At 69.7% G+C, this 23,811-nt stretch carries 19 protein-coding genes and 2 riboswitches; of the genes, 11 read left to right on the forward strand and 8 right to left on the reverse strand.

Features of this window, described 5'->3' with window-relative positions:
• Positions 1-45 precede the first annotated feature (45 nt).
• The gene (locus V1318_RS14805) at positions 46-843 is read right to left on the reverse strand and encodes a S1/P1 nuclease (protein ID WP_332940477.1); all 798 of its coding nucleotides are present in this window, start codon (positions 841-843) and stop codon (positions 46-48) included.
• Positions 844-936: 93 nt separating this feature from the next.
• Positions 937-1,563, reverse strand: a complete 627-nt coding sequence (locus tag V1318_RS14810) for an OmpW family outer membrane protein (RefSeq protein WP_332940478.1) — start codon at positions 1,561-1,563, stop codon at positions 937-939.
• A gap of 255 nt (positions 1,564-1,818) precedes the next feature.
• On the opposite strand from V1318_RS14810, the gene gap reads away from it, so the two are divergent.
• On the forward strand, positions 1,819-2,823 hold the full coding sequence (gene gap / locus V1318_RS14815) for a type I glyceraldehyde-3-phosphate dehydrogenase (RefSeq protein WP_332940479.1): 1,005 nt from the start codon (positions 1,819-1,821) through the stop codon (positions 2,821-2,823).
• 286 nt (positions 2,824-3,109) lie between these two features.
• Here gap and metE read toward each other — a convergent pair whose 3' ends face one another.
• On the reverse strand, positions 3,110-5,389 hold the full coding sequence (gene metE / locus V1318_RS14820) for a 5-methyltetrahydropteroyltriglutamate--homocysteine S-methyltransferase (protein WP_332940480.1): 2,280 nt from the start codon (positions 5,387-5,389) through the stop codon (positions 3,110-3,112).
• 208 nt (positions 5,390-5,597) lie between these two features.
• Positions 5,598-5,805, reverse strand: a riboswitch (cobalamin riboswitch).
• 191 nt (positions 5,806-5,996) lie between these two features.
• On the opposite strand from metE, the gene V1318_RS14825 reads away from it, so the two are divergent.
• Positions 5,997-6,443 (forward strand): hypothetical protein, encoded by a 447-nt coding sequence (locus V1318_RS14825; protein WP_332940481.1) that lies wholly within the window; start codon positions 5,997-5,999, stop codon positions 6,441-6,443.
• Between the two features lie 25 nt (positions 6,444-6,468).
• On the opposite strand, the gene V1318_RS14830 is transcribed toward V1318_RS14825, so the two are convergent.
• The 4 genes from V1318_RS14830 to V1318_RS14845 form a co-directional block, all read right to left on the reverse strand.
• Entirely contained in the window at positions 6,469-6,927 is a 459-nt protein-coding gene (locus V1318_RS14830; protein ID WP_332940482.1) for a protease inhibitor I42 family protein, read from the reverse strand.
• Between the two features lie 139 nt (positions 6,928-7,066).
• Entirely contained in the window at positions 7,067-7,447 is a 381-nt protein-coding gene (locus V1318_RS14835) for an acyl-CoA thioesterase (RefSeq protein WP_332940483.1), read from the reverse strand.
• A gap of 304 nt (positions 7,448-7,751) precedes the next feature.
• A complete protein-coding gene (locus V1318_RS14840) occupies positions 7,752-8,768 on the reverse strand; it encodes a ribonucleotide-diphosphate reductase subunit beta (protein WP_332940484.1) in 1,017 nt (338 codons plus the stop codon).
• A gap of 152 nt (positions 8,769-8,920) precedes the next feature.
• A complete protein-coding gene (locus V1318_RS14845; RefSeq protein ID WP_332940558.1) occupies positions 8,921-11,284 on the reverse strand; it encodes a ribonucleoside-diphosphate reductase subunit alpha in 2,364 nt (787 codons plus the stop codon).
• A gap of 361 nt (positions 11,285-11,645) precedes the next feature.
• Positions 11,646-11,940: riboswitch (cobalamin riboswitch) on the reverse strand.
• Positions 11,941-12,067: 127 nt separating this feature from the next.
• Between V1318_RS14845 and V1318_RS14850 the strand changes: the two genes are divergently transcribed.
• From V1318_RS14850 to V1318_RS14870, 5 genes are all read left to right on the forward strand, one after another.
• On the forward strand, positions 12,068-14,839 hold the full coding sequence (locus V1318_RS14850; protein ID WP_332940485.1) for a DUF2339 domain-containing protein: 2,772 nt from the start codon (positions 12,068-12,070) through the stop codon (positions 14,837-14,839).
• Positions 14,836-16,215, forward strand: coding sequence for a DUF3999 domain-containing protein (locus tag V1318_RS14855; RefSeq protein ID WP_332940486.1), 1,380 nt, complete (start codon positions 14,836-14,838; stop codon positions 16,213-16,215). The genes V1318_RS14850 and V1318_RS14855 overlap by 4 nt, the downstream gene beginning before the upstream one ends.
• 191 nt (positions 16,216-16,406) lie before the next feature.
• Entirely contained in the window at positions 16,407-17,582 is a 1,176-nt protein-coding gene (locus V1318_RS14860; RefSeq protein ID WP_332940487.1) for a phosphoglycerate kinase, read from the forward strand.
• A 2-nt stretch (positions 17,583-17,584) separates the two neighbouring features.
• Positions 17,585-18,235, forward strand: a complete 651-nt coding sequence (locus V1318_RS14865) for an HAD hydrolase-like protein (RefSeq protein ID WP_332940488.1) — start codon at positions 17,585-17,587, stop codon at positions 18,233-18,235.
• A 210-nt stretch (positions 18,236-18,445) separates the two neighbouring features.
• Positions 18,446-18,676: a DUF6289 family protein gene (locus V1318_RS14870; protein WP_332940489.1), complete on the forward strand. Its 231-nt coding sequence runs from the start codon at positions 18,446-18,448 to the stop codon at positions 18,674-18,676.
• A 295-nt stretch (positions 18,677-18,971) separates the two neighbouring features.
• Here the strand turns inward: V1318_RS14870 and V1318_RS14875 are convergent, their stop codons facing one another.
• Positions 18,972-19,559, reverse strand: coding sequence for a GNAT family N-acetyltransferase (locus V1318_RS14875; RefSeq protein ID WP_332940490.1), 588 nt, complete (start codon positions 19,557-19,559; stop codon positions 18,972-18,974).
• A 71-nt stretch (positions 19,560-19,630) separates the two neighbouring features.
• Between V1318_RS14875 and pyk the strand changes: the two genes are divergently transcribed.
• From pyk to V1318_RS14895, 4 genes are all read left to right on the forward strand, one after another.
• Positions 19,631-21,097, forward strand: a complete 1,467-nt coding sequence (gene pyk / locus V1318_RS14880) for a pyruvate kinase (RefSeq protein WP_332940491.1) — start codon at positions 19,631-19,633, stop codon at positions 21,095-21,097.
• A gap of 68 nt (positions 21,098-21,165) precedes the next feature.
• Positions 21,166-21,705 (forward strand): hypothetical protein, encoded by a 540-nt coding sequence (locus V1318_RS14885; protein ID WP_332940492.1) that lies wholly within the window; start codon positions 21,166-21,168, stop codon positions 21,703-21,705.
• Between the two features lie 155 nt (positions 21,706-21,860).
• Positions 21,861-22,871, forward strand: coding sequence for a class I fructose-bisphosphate aldolase (locus tag V1318_RS14890; RefSeq protein WP_332940493.1), 1,011 nt, complete (start codon positions 21,861-21,863; stop codon positions 22,869-22,871).
• Between the two features lie 287 nt (positions 22,872-23,158).
• Positions 23,159-23,674, forward strand: coding sequence for a hypothetical protein (locus tag V1318_RS14895; protein ID WP_332940494.1), 516 nt, complete (start codon positions 23,159-23,161; stop codon positions 23,672-23,674).
• Positions 23,675-23,811 lie beyond the last annotated feature (137 nt).

The raw sequence follows: 23,811 nt of genomic DNA on the forward strand, positions 1-23,811 counted from the left end.
GATTCGTGCGCGCGCCGGGGCCCGGCGCTCGGCGAGGTCTTGCGCTCAGCGCTTCAGCGCGGCGTTGAGCAGGGCGGCCAGATGGCTGCCGCCGCGGCGCAGCTGGGCCTCGGCCTCGGGAAGCCAAGTCTGCACGTAATTGTCGTCGATGATCGCCCGGCTCGGATACAGGCCCGGCCGCAGCGCGATCCGGCACGAGGCCTCCGCCCAGCCCACCGAATCCGGCGGCAGCGGCGGTTGCGACAGCGGTACCGCCAGCGACAACGCGCGCAGGCGCTGCAGCCATGCGTGCTCGTCCAGCTTGGCGCGGTTGAGCAGGCCGCTGTCCCACAGCGCGTGCAGGTTGCTGCCGCGGCCGTCGAGATTGATCTGGATGTCGTTGCCGCCCTTGTCGCGGGCGTAGCCGGCATGCAGCGGCTGATGCACGTCGCCGACGAAATGGACCACGAATTTCAGCGCCCGCGCACGCTCGGCGCGCGGGCGCGTGCGGTCGGCCAGGATCAGGGTCTGGGCGCGGATCGCTTCGATCACGCAGTCGCCGTTGGGGCAGTGGCGCGCCGGCTGGTAGGCGCAGTCGTCTTCGCCGAGGTTGACGTAGTGCCACTTCGCGCTCTTCTTGCCCAGGTCGGGGTCGTTGGCGCGCAATTCGTCGGCCCAGTTGGCGATGCCGGGCAGGCTAGGGTCGGGCTCATCGGCCAGCAGCGCGGCGATCTGGGCGCGCGTGGCCGGAGTCAGGTCGTCCCAGGCCAGGGCGGCCACCAGGCGGTGGCCGAGCGGCCCCCAGGCCAGCGCATCGGCCGGCAGCAGCGCGAGCAGGATCAGCAGCAGTAGGGTCCGGATCATCGCGCCACTTTACCGGAGCGGGCGCCGTCATCGACCGCCGATCGGCGGTCGCGACGGTGCCGCGTCTGTCGGTTCGCCGTTGCCGGCCCAGCCTCAGAACCGGTGGATATAGGCCAGGCCGTAGACCAGCGGATCGATCTGGGCGGTGCCGATCTTGACGCCGTTGACCTCGACATCGGTGTCGATGTCCATCCAGCGCACGTCGACCCGGATCGCGCCGCTTTCGCCGATCATGAAGTCCACGCCCGCGTGCGCGGCCGGGCCCCAGGAATCCTTGAGCTTGATCGTGGTGCCTTCGAGCGCGCCGGTGGTCTTCTCGCTGAAGAACAGGGTGTAGTTGATGCCGGCGCCGACGAACGGCGAGACCATGCCGCGGCTGTTGAAGTGGTACTGCAGGGTGACCGTCGGCGGCAGCTGCTTGGTCGTGGCGACCTGGCCCACGTCGACGATGTCGATGTCGTGCTCGAACGGGATCGAGGCCAGGACTTCCAGGCCCAGGTCGTTGCGGATGAAATACTCGAACGTCACCGTCGGCTGGACGTTTTCGCTGATCTCCAGGTCGAACTCGCCGTCCAGGACGCTGCCGTTGTCCGAGGTCGGCGAGACCTGGTGGGCGCCGACACCGAGGCTCCAAGTGCCGGCCGACTGGGCCAGGACGGGTTGCGACAGGCAGGCCAGAGCCAGGGCGGCGATCGCGCCACCGTAAGTACGCTTGTTCATTCCTTGAATCCCCTGTTGGATCGAGCTGATTTGATCGGGCTGGGCGTAATCCGGTTTTGGATCGCCAGCCACTTTATGCGTGCCAAATCCTGCCCGTCCTTGACTTTCGTTGCAATATCGCCCGACGCCCGATGCCGGACCCGCCCGCCCGGGGCCGGGTCGTTCCGTGGGGCGGGCCGGGGCCAGGGCGCCGCGTTTGCTAGAATGCGGGTTTCCCCATCCCAGCCGCGCGTGCGGGCCCAGGAGTTTGCAGAAATGGCGATCAAGGTAGGCATCAACGGCTTCGGCCGCATCGGACGCAACGTGCTGCGCTCGGCGGTGCAGAATTTCGGCGGCGAGATCGAAATCGTCGCGATCAACGACCTGCTCGAGCCGGACTACCTGGCCTACATGCTCCAGTACGACTCGGTCCACGGCCGCTTCAAGGGCGAGATCGCGGTCGAGGGCAACACCCTGATCGTCAACGGCCAGAAGATCCGCCTGACCCAGGAACGCGACCCGGCCAACCTCAAGTGGGACGAGGTCGGCGCCGAGGTGGTGATCGAGTCCACCGGCCTGTTCCTGGACAAGGCCACCGCGCAGAAGCACCTGGACGCGGGCGCCAAGAAGGTCGTGCTGTCGGCGCCGTCCAAGGACGACACGCCGATGTTCGTCTACGGCGTCAACGACAAGACCTACAAGGGCGAGGCGATCATCTCCAACGCCTCGTGCACCACCAACTGCCTGGCCCCGCTGGCCAAGGTGCTGAACGACAAGTGGGGCATCAAGCGCGGCCTGATGACCACCGTGCACGCCGCCACCGCCACCCAGAAGACCGTCGACGGCCCGTCCAACAAGGACTGGCGCGGCGGCCGCGGCATCCTGGAGAACATCATCCCGTCCAGCACCGGCGCGGCCAAGGCGGTCGGCGTGGTGATCCCGGAACTCAACAAGAAGCTCACCGGCATGTCCTTCCGCGTACCGACCTCGGACGTGTCGGTGGTCGACCTCACCGTCGAGCTCAACAAGGACGCCACCTACGCCGAGATCTGCGCGGAAATGAAGGCGCAGAGCGAAGGCGCGCTCAAGGGCATCCTGGGCTACACCGAGGACAAGGTGGTCGCCACCGATTTCCGCGGCGACACCCGCACCTCGATCTTCGACGCCGACGCCGGCATCGCCCTGGACGGCACCTTCGTCAAGCTGGTGAGCTGGTACGACAACGAATGGGGCTACTCGAACAAGTGCCTGGAAATGGTCAAGGTGGTCGCGGGCAAGTAAGCCGCGGCGATCGTAGCCACAGGAGAAGGCCCCGCATTCGCGGGGCTTTTTCTTTGGGGCGAAGGTAAAGCAAATCCCCCTAAGCCCCTTTTCCAAGGGGGGAACCGAGTCGGTCTTTAGCGCACGACGAAAAATCGCCCCCTTTGAAAAAAGGGGGCTGCGCGCAGCGTCCCCGCGAGGTCTGTACTTGCCAGGCCGCGCGGGGGATTTGCTTTTGCGCGATGCGGTGAGGCAAATCCCTCCGACCCATCTTTTTCAAAGGGGAGAACCGGTTGCGAAGAAGGGGTTACGCCGAGGCCGTCGCCGACTCCCGCAAACCCTCCGCCGCCTGCACCATCGCCCGCAGCGCCGTGCGCACCTCCGGCCAGCCGCGGGTCTTGAGGCCGCAGTCCGGATTGACCCACAGCTGCGCCGGGGTCAGCACGTCCAGCGCCTTGCCCAGCAGCTCGCGCATCTCCTCCACGCTGGGCACGCGCGGCGAATGGATGTCGTAGACGCCCGGGCCGATGCCGTTGGGGTAGCGGTAGCGCACGAACGCGTCCAGCAGCTGCATGCGCGAGCGCGAGGTCTCGATCGAGATCACGTCGGCGTCCAGGTCGGCGACCGCCTCGATGATGTCGTTGAACTCGGCGTAGCACATGTGGGTGTGGATCTGGGTCGCATCCCCGACGCCGCTGGCGGCCAAGCGGAAGGCTTCGCCGGCCCAGGCCAGATAGGCGGGCCAGTCGGCGCGGCGCAGCGGCAGGCCTTCGCGCAGCGCCGGTTCGTCGATCTGGATCACGGCGATGCCGGCTGCCTCCAGGTCCAGCACTTCCTCGCGCAGGGCCAGGGCGATCTGGCGGCAGGTGTCGGCGCGCGGCTGGTCGTCGCGCACGAACGACCATTGCAGGATCGTGACCGGGCCGGTCAACATGCCCTTGACCGGGCGTGGGGTCAGCGACTGCGCATAGCGCGCCCAGTCCACGGTCATCGCGCGCGGACGCGCGACATCGCCGTACAGCACCGGCGGCTTCACGCAGCGCGAGCCGTAGCTCTGGACCCAGCCATGGGCGGTGAAGGCGAAGCCGGACAGTTGCTCGCCGAAGTACTCGACCATGTCGTTGCGTTCGAACTCGCCGTGCACCAGCACGTCCAGGCCCAGCGCTTCCTGTTCGCGCAGGCACAGCTCGGTCTCGCGTTCGAGAAAGGCGCGGTAGCCGGCGTGGTCCAGGCGCCCGGCCTTGTGTTCGGCGCGGGCCTGGCGCACCTGCGAGGTCTGCGGGAAGGAACCGATCGTGGTGGTCGGGAAGTCGGGCAGCTTCAGTCGCTGCGCCTGCACCGGCGCGCGCTGCGCGTAGGGCGAATCGCGACGGGCCATGGCGGGGACGATCGCGGCGAGCTTGGCGCGCACCTGGGCGTCGCGCAGCAGCGGCGAGGCCAGGCGCGCGGCGCGCGCGCTCGCGGCCGCGGCCAGCGCGTCGGCCGCGCGGTCGTCGCCGGCCAGGGTGTCGGCGAGCAGGCGCAGTTCCTCGAGCTTCTGCTTGGCGTAGGCCATCCACTGTCGCAGCGGCGGCGGCAGCTTGCGCTCCAGCTCAAGATCGATCGGCACGTGCAGCAGCGAGCACGACGGCGCCAGCCAGCGTGCGCGTGCGCCGGCGCGGCGCGCCAGGCTGAGCGCCGCGTCCAGATCGGCGCGCCAGACGTTGCGGCCGTCGACCACGCCCAGGCTGAGCGCGCGATCCTCCGGCAGCCTGGGCAACAGCGCTTCGAGCTGGCCGGGCGCGCGCGCCAGGTCCAGGTGCAGGGCCTGTACCGGCAACGCCGCGGCCAGTTCGGCGTTGTCGCCGAGGCCGCCGAAGTAACTGGCCAGCAGGCGCCGCGGCGCATCGGCCGCGGCGAGCGCGTCGTAGGCGCGGCGATAGGCGCGGCGATCGGCCTCGTCCAGGTCCAGGGCCAGGCAGGGTTCGTCCAGCTGCACCCATTGCGCGCCGGCGCTCTTGAGCCGCGCCAGCAGGTCGGCATAGGCCGGCAGCAGGGCATCGAGCAGCTCGCGCGGGTCGCCGCCGTCGCCGCGCTTGCCCAGCTTGAGCAGGGACACCGGCCCCAGCAGCACCGGCCGCGCCTGCAGGCCCAGGGCCTGGGCCTCGGCGAGTTCGGCCAGCGGTTTGTCGCCGCGCAGGACGAAGCGCTGGTCGCGCTCGAACTGCGGCACCAGGTAGTGGTAGTTGGTGTCGAACCACTTGGTCATTTCCAGGGCGCGCAGGTCGTGGCGCGCGTCCTGCAGGCCGCGTGCGAGCGCGAAGTAGCCGGCCAGTGGATCGGCGTCGAGCGTCTCGCGGTAGGGCGCGGGCACCGCGTCGAACAGCACGGCGGTGTCCAGCACATGGTCGTAGAGCGAGAAGTCGTTGCAGGGCACTACGTCGGCGCCGGCGTCGCGCGCCAGCGTCCAATGCCGGGCGCGCAGCGTGCGTGCGGTGTCGTGCAGATCGCCGGCCGCGGTCTCGCCTTTCCAGAACGATTCCAGGGCCTGCTTGAGCTCGCGTCGCGCGCCGATGCGCGGGAAGCCGAGGTGGGTAACGCTGATCATGATGTCTCCTGCGATGCGTGTGGGCATGAGCAGGGCAACGAAGGAAGGCGGATACGCGCGCGCGACCGCTCGCCGCGGAAGCGGCGACGCCGGAGCACGACCTGCCTTCGACCTTCGCCCCCGCGGGCGAACCGGCTACGTCGGATCGGCGGGGACGGGCCGCGGCCGCGTCGCATCGCCGGCCCGACGGGGCCGGAGTCGGACGGAGGGCGAACCCTCCGGTCGTGGCAGGTCTTCGGGCTTGGGGCGTGGCGTCGCTGGACGCCGCCTACTGTCCGTCGCTTCCCGGGTTCGCACCCAGTGCCTGACGGAGGTCGTTCCCTATACCGCTGCGGGGCAGCTCCGGAATTGGACAGGTGTCCGCACCGGATTCCCTCTGGACGCCGCCGGCGCGAACCGTCGGCGTCTTGTCGCATCGCTTTATCTTTATGAAGCGATGGTCACCATGACGGTTGCCAAAGTACGGCCCGGCCGCGTCCAAGTCAATCGCCGGCGGCCTGCCTCGGCATCGGCGCCGGGCGGCGTTCGTGGAACCCGCGCGCGAGACGGTATAAAGGCGCTGAGTCCGCCGGCTAGCCTGCCGGGGCGTCACGCTCAGGGGGAGCGCATGAAACTGAAGTTGAACTGGCATCAATCGATCGAACTGGGCGCTTTTCCGTACGCGGCGCCGATCGCGAACGTTCCCAAAAATCCGGGTATCTACATTTTCCTGCGCGTGCACGGCCGGACCGCCGAGGCGATCTATGTCGGCAAGGCCGGCAACCTGCAATCGCGGATCAAGACCCAGTTGAACAATCTGAAGCTGATGCGCGGAATCCAGTCCATGCCCAACGGAAAACGCCGGCTGGTCTACGCCGAGTTCGTGGCCCGCCCCGGGCAGAAAGCCGCCACCGCCCTGCCGATCTGCGAAAAGACCTTGATCCGCTACTACCTGTCGCTGGGTCACGAACTGCTCAACATCCAAGGCGCCAAACTGCGCTACCACGAGCTGGATTCGCAGCGCAGCGATCTGCGCAAGTTCCTGCCGATCTCGACCAAGATGCTGATCGGCTGACGGGTTCCGCGTCCGCCGTGGCGGCTCACTCCACCTCGATGCGGTACACCGCCTGGCGCGCGGGCGCGGCGCCTGGCTCTTCGGGGCGCCGGTAGTCCAGCCGCAGCAGGCCGCTGCCGGGCCGGATGGCACGGAAGCGCCAAACCACCTGGCCGGGCGCGCCGGGCGGTGGTTCGCCGTCGGCGGACGCGGCTTGAGGACGGAACGCCAGGACCGAACTCAGGACTTCGCTGCGACCCGGATCGCCGACATCGTCCACGCCGGCGACCACGTCCCAGCCGTAGCCGGTGGAGGGTTGGTCGTCGAGCGCGATTTCGAACTCTCCATCCAGCTTCAGTGCGATCTCGGCGCCGCTGTCGGCCAGCGTCAGCCGCGGCACCGGAGCGGGTTCCGCGGCCGGCGTGGCGGCTCGATCCTGCGGCGGCACGTACGCGCAAGCGGCCAGCATCAGCGCCGCGATGGTCAATGGGATAAGTCGGATCACGCGATATCGCCGCCTCGGTCGGAGCGGGCATCTTGCTGAAGTCGGGCCGGCTGCGCCAGCTCGGGCCCGGCTGGGATACGCATGCATCGTGTCGCGCGACCGCAGCGGCGTCGGGCCGGCGCGGAGGCGACGCGCGCGCTCAGGCCGGTGCGGACTCCAGCGCGGGCACCGGCGTCGGCACGCCCTCGCGATCCAGCGCGATCATGGTGAAGCGTCCGCGCGTGGCCAGCCGCGACTCGCCGCTGAGCAGGTCTTCGCTGTGCATTTCGACCTCCACCTGCATCGAGGTGCGTCCCACCGAGACCACGCGCGCGATCAGCTCGACCAGCGCGCCCTTGGGCACGGCGGTGTGGAAATCGATCTGCTCCGAGCGCGCGGTCACCACGGTGCGGCGGGCGTAGCGCGAGGCGGCGACGAACGCCGCCTTGTCCATCCACGCCAAGGCCTGGCCGCCGAACAGGGTGCCGAGGTGATTGGTGTGGTCGGGGAAGACGATTTCGATGATGCGGGCTTCGGTCATGGGTTTGTTTCCCGGCGGAGCGAGGAGAGCGACGTCGTAGCGAACGGTTCCCTATTCCGCTTGCAGGAGAGGGCTAGGGTGAGGGGCTTTTGCGTTAGCGGCGAGGAACCAGAGCAAAGGCATTCGCGCCGTTGGCGCTTACGCCCTCACCCCAACCCCTCTCCCGTGAGCGGGAGAGGGAGAGGGAGAGGGAGAGGGAGAGGGAGAGGGAGAGGGAGAGGGAGAGGGAGAGGGAGAGGGAGAGGGAGAGGGGCTTTAGGCTGGCGGGAGAGGTTTCAGAGTGCGGGTATCTCGCCCGCCTAAATCAAAACGCCTCGTCGAACGCGACCTCGCCCTGCACGCCGACCTGGTAGGCCGAGACCCGGCGCTCGAAGAAGTTGGTCACTTCCTGCACGTCCTGCAGGTCCATGAAGCCGAAGGGGTTGGTGGAGCCGAAATGCTTGGGCATGCCCAACTGCGCCATGCGCTGGTCGGCGCAGTACTCCAGGTACTGGCGCATGTCCTTCAGCGACAGGCCGACCACGCCGCCGGACAGCACGTCCTGGGCGAACTGGAGCTCGCAGGCCACCGCGTCCTCGAACATCTTCACCACTTGCGCGCGCAGGTCGGCGTCGAACAGGTCGGGCTCTTCCTCGCGCGCGGTGCGGATCACCTCGAAGGCGAAGGCCATGTGGCAGCTCTCGTCGCGGAACACCCAGTTGGTGCCCGAGGCCAGGCCGTTGAGCAGGCCGCGCGAACGCAGGTAATAGACGTAGGCGAAGGCGGCGAAGAAGAACAGGCCCTCGATGCAGCCGGCGAAGCAGATCAGGTTGAGCAGGAACTGGCGACGCTGCTCGCGGGTCTCGATGCGCTTGAGGCCCTGCACCGAATCGATCCAGCGGAAGCAGAATTCGGCCTTGGCGCGGATCGAGGGGATGTTTTCGACTGCGTCGAAGGCCTTGGCGCGCTCGTTGGGGTCGGGCAGGTAGGTGTCGAGCAGGGTCAGGTAGAACTGCACGTGCAGCGCTTCCTCGTACAACTGTCGCGACAGGTACATGCGCGCTTCGGGCGCGTTGATGTGCTGGTACAGGTTCAGCACCAGGTTGTTGGCCACGATGCTGTCGCCGGTGGCGAAGAACGCGACCAGGCGCTCGACCAAGTGACGCTCGGCCGGGCCGAACTTGTGCTTGAGGTCGTTGACGTCCTGCGAGAAATCGACCTCTTCGACGGTCCAGGTGTTGCGGATCGCATCGCGGTACATCTCGTAGAAATGCGGATAGCGCATCGGCCGCAGGGTGAGATCGAAACCGGGATCGAGCAGGCGGGGCGGGGCGAGGGACATGGGATTTCCTTGAATTGCTTTCCTTCTCCCGCGAGCGGGAGAAGGTGCCCGGAGGGCGGATGAGGGCGCTCGACAATCGGTTACGGCGCGAGTCGCAGGGCGGCCCTCACCCCAACCCCCTCCCGCGCGGTGGGAGAGGGGCTAGAGCGGGTTTACTGGCAAGCCTCGCAGGACTCGGGGTTTTCCAGCGAGCAGGCGATGGCCTCGTCCTGGGTGTATTCGGGCTTGGGCTGGGCCGCCACCGGCGCGCTGACGGTGCTCTTGGCGATCTTGGTGGCCGGGCGCGAACGCAGGTAATACGTCGTCTTCAGGCCCTTCTTCCAGGCGTACATGTACATCGAGCTGAGCTGGCCGATGTTCGGGCTTTCGATGAACAGGTTCAACGACTGGCTCTGGTCGATATAGGCGCCGCGCTCGGCGGCCATGTCGATCAGCGAACGCATCGGCAGTTCCCAGGCGGTGCGATAGATCTGGCGCAGCGACTCGGGCACTTCGTGCACCGACTGGATCGAGCCCTCGGCCATCTTGATGCGGTCGCGCATCTCGGCGGTCCACAGGCCGAGCTTCTTGAGCTCCTCGACCAGGTACTTGTTGACCACCAGGAAGTCGCCCGACAGGGTCTCGCGCTTGAACAGGTTGGACACCTGCGGCTCGATGCATTCGTAGCAGCCGGCGATCGAGGCGATGGTCGCGGTCGGCGCGATCGCGATCAGCAGCGAGTTGCGCAGGCCATGCTCGGCGATGCGCTTGCGCAAGGTTTCCCAGCGTTCCGGCTGCGACGGGGTCACGCCCCAGGCTTCGAACTGCAGCTCGCCGATCGAGGCGCGGGTGTCGTCGAAGGACGGGTGCTTGCCGTGCTCCATCGCCAGTTCGTTCGACGCCGACAGGGCATGGAAGTAGATCGCCTCGGCGATCTCCTGGGCGAGTTTGCGCGCGGGCTCGGAATCGAAGGCCAGGCGCAGTTTGAAGAACACGTCCTGCAGACCCATCGTGCCCAGGCCGACCGGGCGCCACTTCAGGTTCGCGCGGCGCGCGGTCTCGATCGGATAGAAGTTCAGATCGATCACGCGGTCGAGCTGGCGCACGGCCAGGCGCACGGTTTCGGCGAGCTTGTCGAAATCGAACGCGCCCACGCCCTTATGAGAGCTGGGGTCCTCGTACATCTCGACGTGGTGCGAGAGGTTGATCGAGCCCAGGTTGCACACCGCCGTCTCGTCTTGCGAGGTGACCTCGAGGATCTCGGTGCACAGGTTGGACAGGTGGATGACGTTGCCGTCGCGCAGGGTCTGGTTGGACGCGCGGTTGGACTTGTCCTTGAAGTTCATCCAGCCGTTGCCGGTCTGCGCCAGGGTGCGCATCATGCGGCCGTAGATGTCGCGCGCCTTGACCTTCTTGACCGCCAGGCCGGCGGCCTCGGCGGCGTGGTAGGCGCGGTCGAAGGACTCGCCCCACAGGTCGGTCAACTGCGGCACCTTGGCCGGGTCGAACAGCGACCACTCGGCGTCGGCCTCGACGCGGCGCATGAATTCGTCCGGAATCCAGTTGGCCAGGTTGAGGTTGTGGGTGCGGCGCGCTTCGTCGCCGGTGTTGTCGCGCAGCTCCAGGAACTCCTCGACGTCGGCGTGCCAGGGTTCCAGGTAGACGCAGGCCGCGCCCTTGCGCTTGCCGCCCTGGTTGACCGCGGCCACCGAGGCGTCGAGGGTCTTCAGCCAGGGCACGATGCCGTTGGACAGGCCGTTGGTGGAGCGGATCAGCGAGCCGCGCGAGCGGATGCGGGTATAGCTCAGGCCGATGCCGCCGCTGAACTTGCTGAGCTTGGCCACGTCCATGTAGCGCTTGTAGATCGCTTCCAGCGAATCGTCGGGCGAGTCGAGCAGGAAGCAGCTCGACAGCTGCTCGTGGGTGGTGCCGGCGTTGAACAGGGTCGGCGAGGACGGGATGTAGTCGAGCTGGGCCATGCGCCGGTACAGCGCCAGCGCATCGCCGACGTCCTCGCTGAGCGCGCAGGCGATGCGCAGGAAGAACTGCTGCGGGGTTTCGATCACGGTGCGCGCGGTCGGGTGGCGCAGCAGGTAGCGGTCGTACAGGGTGCGCAGGCCGAAGTAGTCGAAGCGCGCGTCCAGGCTGCGGTCGATGGCGTCGTTGAGCTTGCGCGCGTTGGCCTGCACGAAGCCCAGCAGGCGGTCGTTGATCAGGCCCAGCTCGTGGCCGCGCACGACCGACTGCGAGAACGCGTGGATCTCGATGCCGGCGACTTCCTTCTCGATCACGTTGCTGAGCAGGCGCGCGGCGAGGCGGCCGTACTCGGGCTCCTCGGCGGTGAGCAGGGCGGCGGTGCGGATCGACAGTTCGTCCAGCTCGCGCGTGGTCGCGCCGTCGTACAGGCCGGAGATGGTGCGGGTGGCCACGCGCATCGGATCGACCGCGTACAGGTCCTCGCCGCAGCGGGTCACCGCGCGCACGATCTTGTTGAGGTCGACCGGCTCGCGGCGCCCGCTGCGCTTGGTCACGCTCATGGTCAGGTTGGCGGCCGGCGGGGTCAGGGCGAAGCCGGGGGCGGCGTCGGGCTTGCGCGCCGGCGCTTCGGCGGCGGGGGAGGTGCTCGCTGCGGCGGGCGCTTCGGTGGTGGTGGTCATAGGGGCTCCGATGCGTGGGCGCACGGGTCGCCGGCCTTCCCACGAGGGCCGACGTGCGCGGACGCAGGACGCAACGCCGGGGCTTCGGCGTTGCGGCTTGCGCCCCCGCGGGCGCGAAGTGTTCGAGGATGACGACAGGGTGTCGCGCAGCCCGAGACGGACCGCGGACCGCCATGGCGAACCGCGGCGGGGCGACACCGGCCGTCTTCCCCCGAAGACTCCTGAGCCGGTACCGCGCGGTGTGCGACGCGCGGTTGTCGGCAGGTCTTCGGGCTCGGGACTTGGAGCTAGAAGTGAGCGGGGAGAAGCGAGGAGCGAGTACCAGACCGCTCACACCTCACTTCTCTCCGCTCACTCCTGCCTTTACCTACTGGCGGCCGCTTCCCAGGCGCAGGGCGCCCAGTGCAATGACCGCGTTCGTTTCCCATACCGCTGCGGGGCAGCGCCGGCTTTGCCGCCGCCCTTTCGAGGCGGCTACGCACCGGCTTCCCTTTTAAGCCGATCTCGCGATCGGCACCGACGGACACAACATATTCGGGGTGCTTCGATCCGTCAACACGATATGTGGTGAGCGACCGCAGATTCGCAACAAAAACTTCGGCGCCGTTGCGGCGCCGCGCTTGGTGTTAACGTGCGTGGCGACAAGGACAGGGATGGGGCGCGATGGCAGGACTGGTGACGTTGTTGGTGCTGGTGCTGTTGACCGTGCCGGTACTGTTGATCATCGCCTTGGTCTCGATCTCCGGGCTCAAGGCCCGGGTCGGGCTGCTGGAGGAGCGGATCGCCGAACTCGCGCAGCGCGCCGCCGCGCGGCCGGCGGCGTCCGTGGCCGAAGAGGAGGCCGAGCGCGAACCGACCCTGGGCGAGCTCATGCGCGACGCGCAGGCGGCCCCCGCGCCGTCCACCGCCGTGCCCGCGCCGGTCGCGCCGCCGCCGCCCCAGGTCGCGCCGCCCGCCTCGATTCCCGGCGAACCGACCGCGCCGCCGCCCGCCGCCGAGCCGGCGCCGGCCGTGCCGCCGCCGCTGCCGGCGCCGGCCGTGCCGCCGCCGCTGCCGGCGCCGCGCCCGATTTTCGAGCCAGCGCCGCGCGCCCAGGTGCGCGCGCCGGCGCAGCCGGATCCGATCGAGCGCCTGGTCGGCGCGGTCAAGCGCTGGTTCACCGAAGGCAACGTGCCGGTCAAGGTCGGCATGCTGGTGCTGTTCGCCGGCGTCGCCGCGCTGCTCAAGTACGCCACCGATCAGGGCTGGATGCGTTTCCCGATCGAATTCCGCTTGGCCGGCATCGCGCTGGCCGCGCTGGCCGGGCTGGTGTTCGGCTGGCGCCAGCGCGAACGCAAGCGCAGCTTCGCGCTGAGCCTGCAGGGCGGCGCGATCGGCGTGCTGCTGCTGGTGGTGTTCGCGGCCTTCAAACTGTACGGACTGATCGAGGCCGGGCCGGCGTTCGCGCTCAGCATCGTGCTGGTCGCTGGCGCCGGCGTGCTGGCGGTGCGCCAGAACGCGATCGCGCTGGCGCTGCTGGGCATCCTCGCCGGCTTCATGGCGCCGATCTGGCTGTCGACCGGGCAGGGCAATCACGTCGCCTTGTTCAGTTACTACGCGGTGCTCAACGCGGCGATCTTCGCGATCGCCTGGTGGCGGCCGTGGCGCGCGCTCAACCTGCTCGGCTTCGTGTTCACCTTCGGCATCGGCACCGCCTGGGGCGTGCTGCGCTATCGCAGCGCGGACTTCGCCAGCACCGAGCCCTTCCTGTTGCTGTTCTTCGCCTTCTACCTGCTGATTCCCATCCTCTACGCCTGGCGTCAGGCCGCCGGACGGCGCGATTTCATCGATGGCTGCCTGGTGTTCGGCACGCCGCTGGTGGCGTTCTCGCTGCAGGCCGGCCTGCTGGAAGGCGAGCGCATGCCGCTGGCGTTCTGCGCGCTGGGCCTGGCCGCGCTGTACGCGGCGCTGGCCTGGTGGCTCAAGCGGCGCGAGCACTTCGTCGCCCTGGCCACGCCCTACGCCTTGCTCGCGGTCGGTTTCGCGACCCTGGCGGTGCCGCTGGCGCTGTCGGCGCAGACCACCGCCTGCGTGTTCGCGGTCGAAGGCGCGGCGCTGGCCTGGTTGGGCCTGCGTCAGCAGCGCGCGCTGCCGCAGTTGGCCGGTCTGGCCCTGCAGCTGTTCGCCGCAGCCGGTTTCGTGATCGGCGTCAGCGACGGCCCCGAGCCGCTGACCGCGGTGCTCAACGCGCGCTTCATGGGCGCCTTGCTGATCGCGCTGGCCGGTTTCGCCAGCGCCTGGAGCTACCGCCGCGCCGAGCGGCGCAATCCGGCGCTGGGCTACTACCTGTGGGGCCTGGCCTGGTGGTGCGGCAACGCCTGGGGCGAGTTCGACCGCTTCCTGCTTTCCGATCTGCGCGCCGACGCCTGCCTGGCGTTCGCCGCGCTCAGCGCCTGGCTGGCCGCGGAAACCTATCGCCGCCTGCCCACGCGGGCGCTGTCGTGGACGGCCGCGCTCGGCCTGGCCGCGGCGCTGCCGCTGGCGATCGCGCAGGAGTCGGCGCATCTGCATCCCTTCGGCGGCTACGGCGTCGCGGCCTGGCTGGTGTATGCGCTCGCCGGCCTGCGCGCGCTGGCTTGCCTGCGCGAGCGGGCAGGCGGCGAACTCGCGTTCGCGCATTCGGTCTGGTTGTGGGCCTGGCCGCTGGCGGCGAGCCTGTCGCTGCACGAGTTCGCCGGCCGCGCCACCGTCGGCGACGGCTGGACCTGGGCCGCGCTGGCCTTGCCGTTCCTGGCCATGGCGGCCGCCCTGCAGTGGCGGCCGCAGTGGCTGGCGCCGCCGCTGGGCGAGCGCTTCGGGCAATGGCGCGCCGTGGTGCAGGGCACGTTCGTGTTCGCCCTGGCGCTGGCCGCCATCGTCGTGCTGGGCCAGCCCGGCAGCAGCGCACCGCTGGCCTGGTTGCCGTTGCTCAATCCGCTCGACCTGAGCCAGCTCGCGGTGCTCGTGCTGTTCGCGTTCTGGCTGGCCTCGCCGTCGGTGCCGGACGATCTGCGCGCGCGGCGGGTGCCGCTGTTGGCGACCGCGGGTTTCGCCCTGGTCACCGCGATCACCCTGCGCGCGACCCATCACTGGGGCGCGGTGCCCTGGGATGCCTCGATGTACCGCACCGGCCTGGTCCAGACCAGCCTGACCGTGGTCTGGAGCCTGCTCGGCGTGCTCGCCTGGGTGGTCGGCTCGCGGCGCGGCCAGCGCGGGCTGTGGCTGGCCGGCGCGGTGCTGATGGCGGTGGTGCTGGTCAAGCTGATCGCGGTCGACCGCACTCACCTGGGCAACCTGCTCGGCATCGCCTCGTTCATGGCGTTCGGCCTGCTGTGCCTGGTCGTCGGCTACCTCGCGCCGGCGCCGCCGGCCAGCGGCAACGCCGCTGCAGATCAACCTCCGGAGATGTCGGCATGAGCCTGGTCCGTGCACTGGCGACTTTCGCCTTCGTTCTGTGGCCGGCCCTGGGCCTGGCCGGGCCGCGCGACGATTACGCCCAGCAATGGCCGTTGCAACTGACCGGCGCGGACGCGGGCGCCTATCGCGTACTGCTGGACGATTCGGTCTATCTGCATGCGCGTCAGTCCGGCTTGCGCGATGTCGACGTGATCGACGGCACCGGCAACCCGGTGCCCGCCGCCGTGTACCGCCCCGGCGTCAACGACGTGCGCGCGACCACCCGCGTCAGCCTGCCCTGGTTCGCCTTGCCGGCGCGTCCGGCCAGCGACGCGCAGGATTGGCAGTTGGTCAGCGAAGTCGAGGCCGACGGACGCCTGCGCCGGGTCGAGGCGCGCGGCATCGGCCGCTCCACCGCGATCGGGCCGCAGACCGCCCTGCTGATCGACGCCAGCGCCGTACGCACGCCGATCCACGCGCTGGACCTGGACTGGGCGCCGGGCACCGCGCTGGACGCGGCCTACCGGGTCGAGGCCAGCGACGATCTCGAGCATTGGCGCAACGTCGCCGCGAGCGGCCGCCTGGTCGATCTGGAACAGGGCGGGCGCCGCCTGCTGCAGCGGCGGATCGCGTTCGACGCCGACGGCCTGCGCGCGCGCTACCTGCGCCTGAGCCCGGTCAACCCCGACGAGGTCGCGCCGATCCGCGCGGTCAGCGCCGAGCTCGGCGCTGGCGCCGATCCCGCGCCGCTGCGCTGGCGCCAGCTCAAGGGCCGCCGCCTCGCCGCCGAAGGCAAGGACAAGGGCGCGCGTTTCGAATTCGAACTCGACGGCCGCTTCCCGATCCAGCGCGTCGACGTCGCGCTGCCGGGCAATTACGCGGTGCGCTGGACGCTGGAGAGCCGCGACCAGGCCGACGCGCCCTGGCAGCGCCGCCTGGACACCTGGACCGCCTACCGCGTCGGCGCCGACGGCCGTTCTTCCGCGCGCACGCTGTCGGCGCGCAGCGACGATCGTTACTGGCGCCTGCGCGCCGACGGCGCGGTGCCGGCCGAGCCCACCCTGCGCCTGGGCTATCAGCCGGAGATGGTGGTGTTCATCGCCCAGGGCGCGCCGCCCTATGCCCTGGTCGCGGGCAGCGCGCGCACCGCGCGCGACGACCTGCCGCTGCCGCAGGCGATGATGGCGCTGCAACAGGCCCGCGGCGCCGATTGGCGGCCGGCCGAGGCCGGCCTGGGCCCGATGCGCGCGCTGGCCGGAGCCGCCGCGTTGCAGGCGCCGGAGCCGCAGCGCAATTGGCGCACCTGGCTGTTGTGGGCGGTGCTGGTGGTCGGCGCGCTGGTGGTCGCGGGCTTCGCCTTCAGCCTGCTGCGCGGGAGCGCGCCGCCGGCGGCTTGATTTGAAAGCCGGGATTTGGGATTCGGGATTAGGGATTCGTTACGGCAACAGCGAAGGCCCGCCACGCGGGCTTTTCGCTTTTTCGAATCCCGAATCCCGAATCCCAAATCCCGGCCTCTACAATACGCGGCTACGGCGGTCGAGCCTGCGCGCGCCGCCTTTCCCCTTAGTCCGTGCCCAGGAGGCCTTACGTGTCCATCGTCCGCATGACCGATCTCGATCTCGCCGGCAAGCGCGTGCTGATCCGAGAAGATCTCAACGTGCCGATCGACGCCGGCCGCATCACCTCCGAACAGCGCATCCTGGCCGCGCTGCCGACCCTGAAGCTGGCCCTGGAAAAGGGGGCGGCGGTGATGGTGACCTCGCACCTGGGCCGGCCCAAGGAAGGCGTGTGGAGCCAGGCCGATTCGCTGGCGCCGGTGGCCGCGCGCCTGTCGCAGTTGCTGGGCATCGAGGTGCCGCTGGTCAAAGACTGGGTCGACGGTGTCGAGGTGCGGCTCGGTCAGTTGGTGCTGCTGGAGAACTGCCGCATGAACGTCGGCGAGGGCAAGGACGACGAGGTCCTGTCGAAGAAGTACGCGGCGCTGTGCGACGTGTTCGTCATGGACGCCTTCGGCACCGCCCACCGCGCCCAGGCCTCGACCCACGGCGTGATCCGCCAGGCCAAGCTCGCCGCCGGCGGCCCGCTGCTGATGGCCGAACTCGACGCCCTGGCCAAGGCCCTGGACAACCCGGCGCGTCCGCTGCTGGCGATCGTCGCCGGCTCCAAGGTCTCGACCAAGCTGGAGCTGCTGTCTTCGCTGGTCGGCAAGGTCGATCAGCTGATCGTCGGCGGCGGCATCGCCAACACCTTCATCGCCGCGCTGGGCCATGGCGTCGGCAAGTCGCTGGTGGAAACCGACCTGATCGGCACCGCCACCCGGATCATGGCCGACGCCAAGGCGCGCGGCGCCGACATCCCGGTGCCGACCGACGTGGTGGTCGCGCCGGCCTTCGCCGCCGACGCCCCGGCCACGGTCAAGGCGGTCGACGCGGTCGGCGCCGAGGACATGATCCTGGACATCGGCCCCGACACCGCCGCGCGCTACGCCGAGCTGATCAAGAACGCCGGCACCGTGGTCTGGAACGGCCCGGTCGGCGTGTTCGAGTTCGACGCCTTCGGCCACGGCACCCAGGCCCTGGCGCGCGCGATCGCCGCGTCCAAGGCCTTCTCGATCGCCGGCGGCGGCGACACCCTGGCCGCGGTCGACAAGTACGGCATCGCCGACGACGTCAGCTACATCTCCACCGGCGGCGGCGCCTTCCTCGAGTTCCTGGAAGGCAAGGAACTGCCGGCGGTCGCCGCGCTCAAGCAGGCGGGCGCCTGAGCGTGACCGCGGCCACGCCCACGCTGTTCTTCGACCTCGACGGCACCCTGATCGACTCGGCGGTCGGCATCACCCGCTGCGTCGCGCATGCGCTGACCCGAATGGAACAGCCGGTGCCGCCGGAGTCGGAATTGAGACGCTGGATCGGCCCCTCGCTGCGTACCAGCTTCGGGCCGCTGTTCGCCCGCCCCGAGCAGGTCGAGCGCGCGGTCGAGCACTACCGCGAGCGTTTCGAGACCCACGGCTGGGCCGAGCACGAGGTCTATGCCGGCATCGAACAGACCGTGGAATCGCTGCACGCGGCCGGTCACCGGCTGGCCATCGTGACCGCCAAGAACGAGCCGCACGCGCGCAAGATCATCCAGCACCTGCCGTTCGGGCATCGCTTCGACGACGTGATCGGTTCGACCATCGACGGCAGCCTCAGCGACAAGCCCGAGCTGATCGCCGAGGCGCTGCGGCGCTTCTCGCTGGACGCGCAGGACTGCTGGATGATCGGCGACCGGCGCATGGACATCGAAGGCGCGCGCCACCACGGCATGCGCAACATCGGCGTGCTCTGGGGCTTCGGCGGCGAGGACGAACTGCGCCAGGCCGGCGCGCAGAGCCTGGCGGCGACGCCGGCGCAACTGCCGGCCCTGCTCGCGGCCTGAGCCCGCCGCGCCGCGCCACGCGACCTCGTGGCGCAGCAATCCGCGCATCCGCGCCGCGCCGCACGTCGGCGCGTGCGGGCGCGGATGTGCCGGCGCACGCAATTCGTTCCATCCGCCCGCCCGGCTGTGAAGCGGGTCAAGGTTTGCGGCCGGCACCGGGGGTAGCGTCCGGCTGCGGTCGGCCGACCGCGCCGACACGGAGACCGCACCATGCGTCGCAAGGGAATTGTGTTCTGGAATGCATCGCTCGGCGTGGCCCTGCTGGGGCTGCTGCTGGCCGGCGCCGCCATCGCCGGACGCGCCGGCGAGGCCTATTCGATCCTCTACTTCGACGAAGCCGGCAACGAGGTCGGCGGCGCGACCGCGAATTGCGGCGGCCAGTACCTGTCCTGGGGCATCCGCACCGCCTATTACACCCGCAATACCTGGATCTGCGACTGACGCCAGCGCCGGCCTTGGTCCCGTAGCGGCGCGCGGCATCGCGCGAGGTTCGCGCCACCGTGAGCGCGGGCGCCGGATGCCGCGTCGCTTCCTCTCCCACGCAGGATGCGGCGAGTCCGGTGAACCCGCCCGTCGATGCGAGCGACGCGTGTCGCGCTATTGCGCCGTTCGTAGGATGCGGTGAGCGCAGCGAACCGCATCGTTGCCAAGCTCCGACGCAGGCGCCGCGCAACGCATCATCGCGATGATGCGGCTCGCCTTGCGGCTCGCCGCTTGCTACGGCGCCGTCGCGCCTTCAATCCGCCCGGGCCTGCCACTCGCTCGCGAGCAGGCCGTAGATCGCCGAGTCCTGGCATTCGCCGGCGACCCGCCAGCGCTCGCGCAGCAGGCCCTCGCGGCGGAAGCCCAGGCGCTCCACCAGCCGGCACGAGGCCAGGTTGCGCGGATCGATATCGGCCTCCAGCCGGCGCAGGCCGAGTCGGCCGTAGGCGTGTTCCATCACCAGCTGCAGAGCTTCCTGCGCGTAGCCCCGGCGCCAATGCGCCGATTGCAGGGCGTAGCCGATCTCGGCCCGGCCCTGCTCGCGATGGATGTCGAACAGGGTCGCCGCGCCGATCAGGCGGTCGCTGTCGCGCAGCGCGATCGCCCAACACAGCATGGTCTGCTCGCAACGTGCGGCGATCGCGCGCGTCAGGTAGTCCTCGGCTTGGCTGCGCTGGGTCCAAGCCGGGAAGCTCCAATAGCGCATCACCGCCGGATCGGCGTGCAGGGCGTAGAAGTCGCCGAGGTCGTCGCCGCGGAAACCGCGCAGGCGCAAGCGCTCGCCGCGCAGCAGCGGCAGGTCGTCGCGTTCGGCGGATTCGTCTCGAATCGGGGAGGACATGCGGGCGGAACCGATGGAAGGACGCGGCAGCTGTGCTAGCGTGGCCCGCAGTCACGGAACCACAGTCTGCCATGTCCGCCAATCCTCGTCGCACCAAGATCCTCGCCACCCTCGGCCCGGCCACCGATCCGCCCGGCGTGCTCGACGCGCTGCTGGCCGCCGGCGTCGACGTGGTCCGGCTCAATTTCTCGCACGGCGACCCGTCCTCGCAGATCGCGCGCGCCACCGCGGTGCGCGAAGCCGCGCAGCGGGTCGGGGTGGAGGTCGGCATCCTCGCCGACCTGCCGGGCCCGAAGATCCGCATCGAGCGTTTCGCCGACGGCCGGGTGATGCTCAAGGCCGGCGACCGCTTCGACCTGGTCGCCAGCACCGACGCGCCGCCGGGCAGCCTGCGCGAGGTCGGGGTGAGCTACCTGGGTCTGCCCAACGACGTCAAAGCCGGCGACGTGCTGCTGCTCGACGACGGCCTGCTGCAGCTGCGCGTGGGCGCGGTCGAGGGCCAGCGCATCGTCACCACCGTGCTCAACGACGGTGCGCTGTCGGACCGCAAGGGCCTGAACAAGCAGGGCGGCGGCCTGTCGCTGGGCGCGCTGACCGAGCGCGACAAGGAGCTGATCGCGGTCGCCGCCGAGCTCGGCGCCGACTTCATCGCGGTCTCGTTCTGCCGCAACGCCGAAGACATGAACGAGGCCCGCCGGATCGCGCGCGCCGCCGGCAGCGACGCCGCGCTGGTGTCCAAGATCGAGCGCGCCGAGGCGATCGAGAACCTGGCCGAGATCGTGGAGGCCAGCGACGTGGTCATGGTCGCGCGCGGCGATCTGGGCGTGGAGATCGGCGACGCCGAGCTGCCCGGCCTGCAGAAGAAGATCATCCGCGAGTCGCTGGCGCGCAATCGCGTGGTCATCACCGCCACCCAGATGCTGCAGTCCATGGTCGACAGCCCGATCCCGACCCGCGCCGAAGTGCTGGACGTGGCCAACGCCGTGATCGACGGCACCGACGCGGTGATGCTGTCGCAGGAATCCGCGGCCGGCCGCTACCCGATCAAGGCGGTGGAGGCGATGGCGCGCATCTGCCTGGGCGCCGAACGCCAGTTCGACCACGACACCGATTTCGAAGCTGCGCCGCGCAACCTGGAGCGCGCCGACCAGGCCATCGCGATGGCGGCGATGTTCCTGTCCGAACACATCGGCGTGCGCGCGATCGTGGCCATGACCGAGTCCGGCGGCACCGCGCGCTTCCTGTCGCGCTTCCGTTCCAACTCGCCGATCTACGCCTTCTCGCGCCACGACGGCGCACGCCGGCGCATGGCCCTGATGCGCGACGTCTACCCGATCGACTTCGACAGCCGCGGCCTGGCCTCGCGCGACGCCGCGCGCAGCGCGGTCAAGCAACTGTTCGACAGCGGCAAGCTGGAGATCGGCGAGCGCGTGTGCTTCACCAGCGGCGATACCATGGAGCAGCACGGCGCCACCAACACCCTGCGCCTGCTCCAGGTCGGGGCCGGCGGCTGCGCCGAGGGGCTGGGCGAGCTCTGAAGGATTCCGCGCGGCGGCCCGAGGTCGCCGCCACCGTCGTAGTCGCCGCATCGCCAAGGAGCCCGTGCGTGACCCGTACCAATGCCTACACCCTGTTATGCGTCCTGATCCGCGCGATCGCGATCTGGAGCCTGATCACCCTGCTGATCGCGCTGCCGTCGCAGGCGGTCCTGTTTCGTTCGACGCCCGGCGGCATGGAGGCGATCGCTCCCATCGCGGTCTCCTACGCGCTGCTGCTGATCGCGATCGCGTTGATGTGGCTGTTCGCTCACAAGCTGGCCCGACTGGCGCTGGTCCGGCCGCAGGACCAGACCTTCGAAAGCGATCTGGCGCCCACCGTCTGGCTGGGCCTGGCGATTTCGGCGATCGGCGCCTGGCAACTGTTCGGCGGCCTGGTCGACGGCGGTTACTGGCTGACGCGCTGGCTGTCCATGCGGGTGCTGGCGCGCGATTACCCCGGCCTGGATGCGGAGTCCGGCCCCGAGCAACTGGCCCAGATCGTGTCCATCGTGTTGCAGATGCTGCTGGGCCTGGTGTGCCTGCTGCGTGGCAAGGGCCTCGCGGGCTGGGTGCAACGGATGCGTTACGGCGCCCACGCGGACGGCTGAGGCGGCGATGCCGCGCGGGGTCGCCTGGGCCCCGGCTGAAAACGATTACCGCCTCGGTTCGGCGCAAGTGGCTGATTCCACACGCGCTGCGTGGGGGCAGGCTTCATCGGCAGCGGCTATAATTGCGGGCTTCCCACCGCTTCCCCAGGACGTCCATGAGCATCGAACAGCTTGCCGAAACCGCCCAGGCCATGGTCGCCGCGGGCAAGGGCATCATCGCCATCGATGAGTCCAACGCCACCATCGCCAAGCGCTTCGCCGGCGTCGGCATCGAGAACAGCGAAGAGAACCGCCGCGCCTACCGCGAGCTGTTGCTGAGCACGCCCAAGCTGGGCGACTACATCTCCGGTGCGATCCTGTACGACGAAACCATCCGCCAGTCGACCAAGGCCGGCGTGCCGTTCACCAAGCTGATGGCCGACAACGGCATCATCCCGGGCATCAAGGTCGACAAGGGCCCGCAGCCGCTGGCCGGCTTCCCCGGCGAAGTGGTCACCGAGGGCCTGGACGGCCTGCGCGCGCGCCTGGAGGAGTACTACAAGCTCGGCGCCCGTTTCGCCAAGTGGCGCGCGGTCATCAACATCGGCGACGACATCCCCTCCGGCACCTGCATCGAGGCCAACAGCCACGCCCTGGCGCGCTACGCCGCGCTCTGCCAGGAGCAGGGCCTGGTGCCGATGGTCGAGCCGGAAGTGATCATGGACGGCGGCCACGACATCGACACCTGCTTCGAAGTCACCGAAGTCGTGCTGCGTTCGCTGTTCGGCGCGCTGTACGAGCAGAGCGTGATGCTCGAGGGCACCATCCTGAAGGCCTCGATGGTGCTGCCGGGTTCGACCAGCGGCGAGCAGGCCAGCGTCGAGGAAGTCGCCGCCGCCACCCTGCAGTGCCTGAAGTCGACCGTGCCGGCGACCCTGCCGGGCATCGTGTTCCTGTCCGGTGGCCAGTCCGACGCCGACGCCACCGCGCACCTGGACGCGATGAACCGCATGGGCCCGAATCCGTGGCCGCTGTCGTTCTCCTACGGCCGCGCCATGCAGTCGGCCGCGCTCAAGCTGTGGTCGCAGGACCTGGCCAACAACGTCGCCGCCGCGCAGCAGACCGTGTTCGCGCGTGCGCGCGACAACGGCCTGGCCGCGCTGGGCCAGTGGGAATCGGCCGCGTAATTCCGGCTGCCGGGTTCAACGAAAACGCCGGCCATGCGCCGGCGTTTTCTTTTGTGGAGGCGTCGGCGATCGTCCGTAGCCTTGGATCTTCTCGCTCCCTCTCGCGGGATCAGGAGGCGTAGCGCCGGATTGGGGCCCGCAGCGCCTCAACCGGCCAGTCGCCCGTCTGCGGGGGAGCGGGCGGCTGGCCGCGGCCTGTTCGGCCGCCCGCTTAGAACCATTTAGCTACCCGTGACCGCGCCGTAGCCGGGTAGACTGGCCGCAGTCGATGCAGGAGGCAGCGCGGCATGGCCGAGTCCAAGAAGGTCGCAATCTCTCCCGAGGCCGCCGCGGCGGTCGCGCGCGGCGATCTGATCGCCGCGATCAAGCTGGTGCGCGACGCCAACGGCAAGATCGAGCTGCGCCTGGCCAAGGAAGCGGTCGAGGCCTGGCGCGACAGCCGGCCTCTGCCCGGCAAGGCCACGGCTACGACCGTGTCCGCGGCCGGCACGCACGGCGGCTTGCCCGCGGCTGCGTTGCTGGCCTTGTCGCAGGGCAAGACCATCGAGGCGATCAAGGTCCTGCACCAGTCCGGTCTGGACTTGCGCACGGCCAAGGAGCGCGTCGAGGCGCACCTGCACGCGCACGCGAAGACCGGGACCGTCGCCCGCCCGAACAACGCCGCCAGCGCGCGCGCCAGCACGGTGGCGGTGCGCACGCCGACCGTGCAGCAAGACGACAGCGACCGCCGGGTGGTGGTGTACGCCTTGTTGGCGGTGGTGCTGGCGGTGATCCTGTATGCGTGGGACGCGGGCTGGTTCTGAGACGCGCTCGAGGCGACTCGCGTCGCCGCCACCGCCGAAACCCCGCCGTCGAAACCCCGCCGCGTCGCCCCGGGCTGCCTCGCTATCGATGCGGTTCGCTGCGCTCGCCGCATCCTGCGAAACGCATTACGAGACGG

Source organism: Lysobacter sp. CCNWLW3, from assembly GCF_036697405.1.
Lineage (GTDB): Bacteria > Pseudomonadota > Gammaproteobacteria > Xanthomonadales > Xanthomonadaceae > Lysobacter.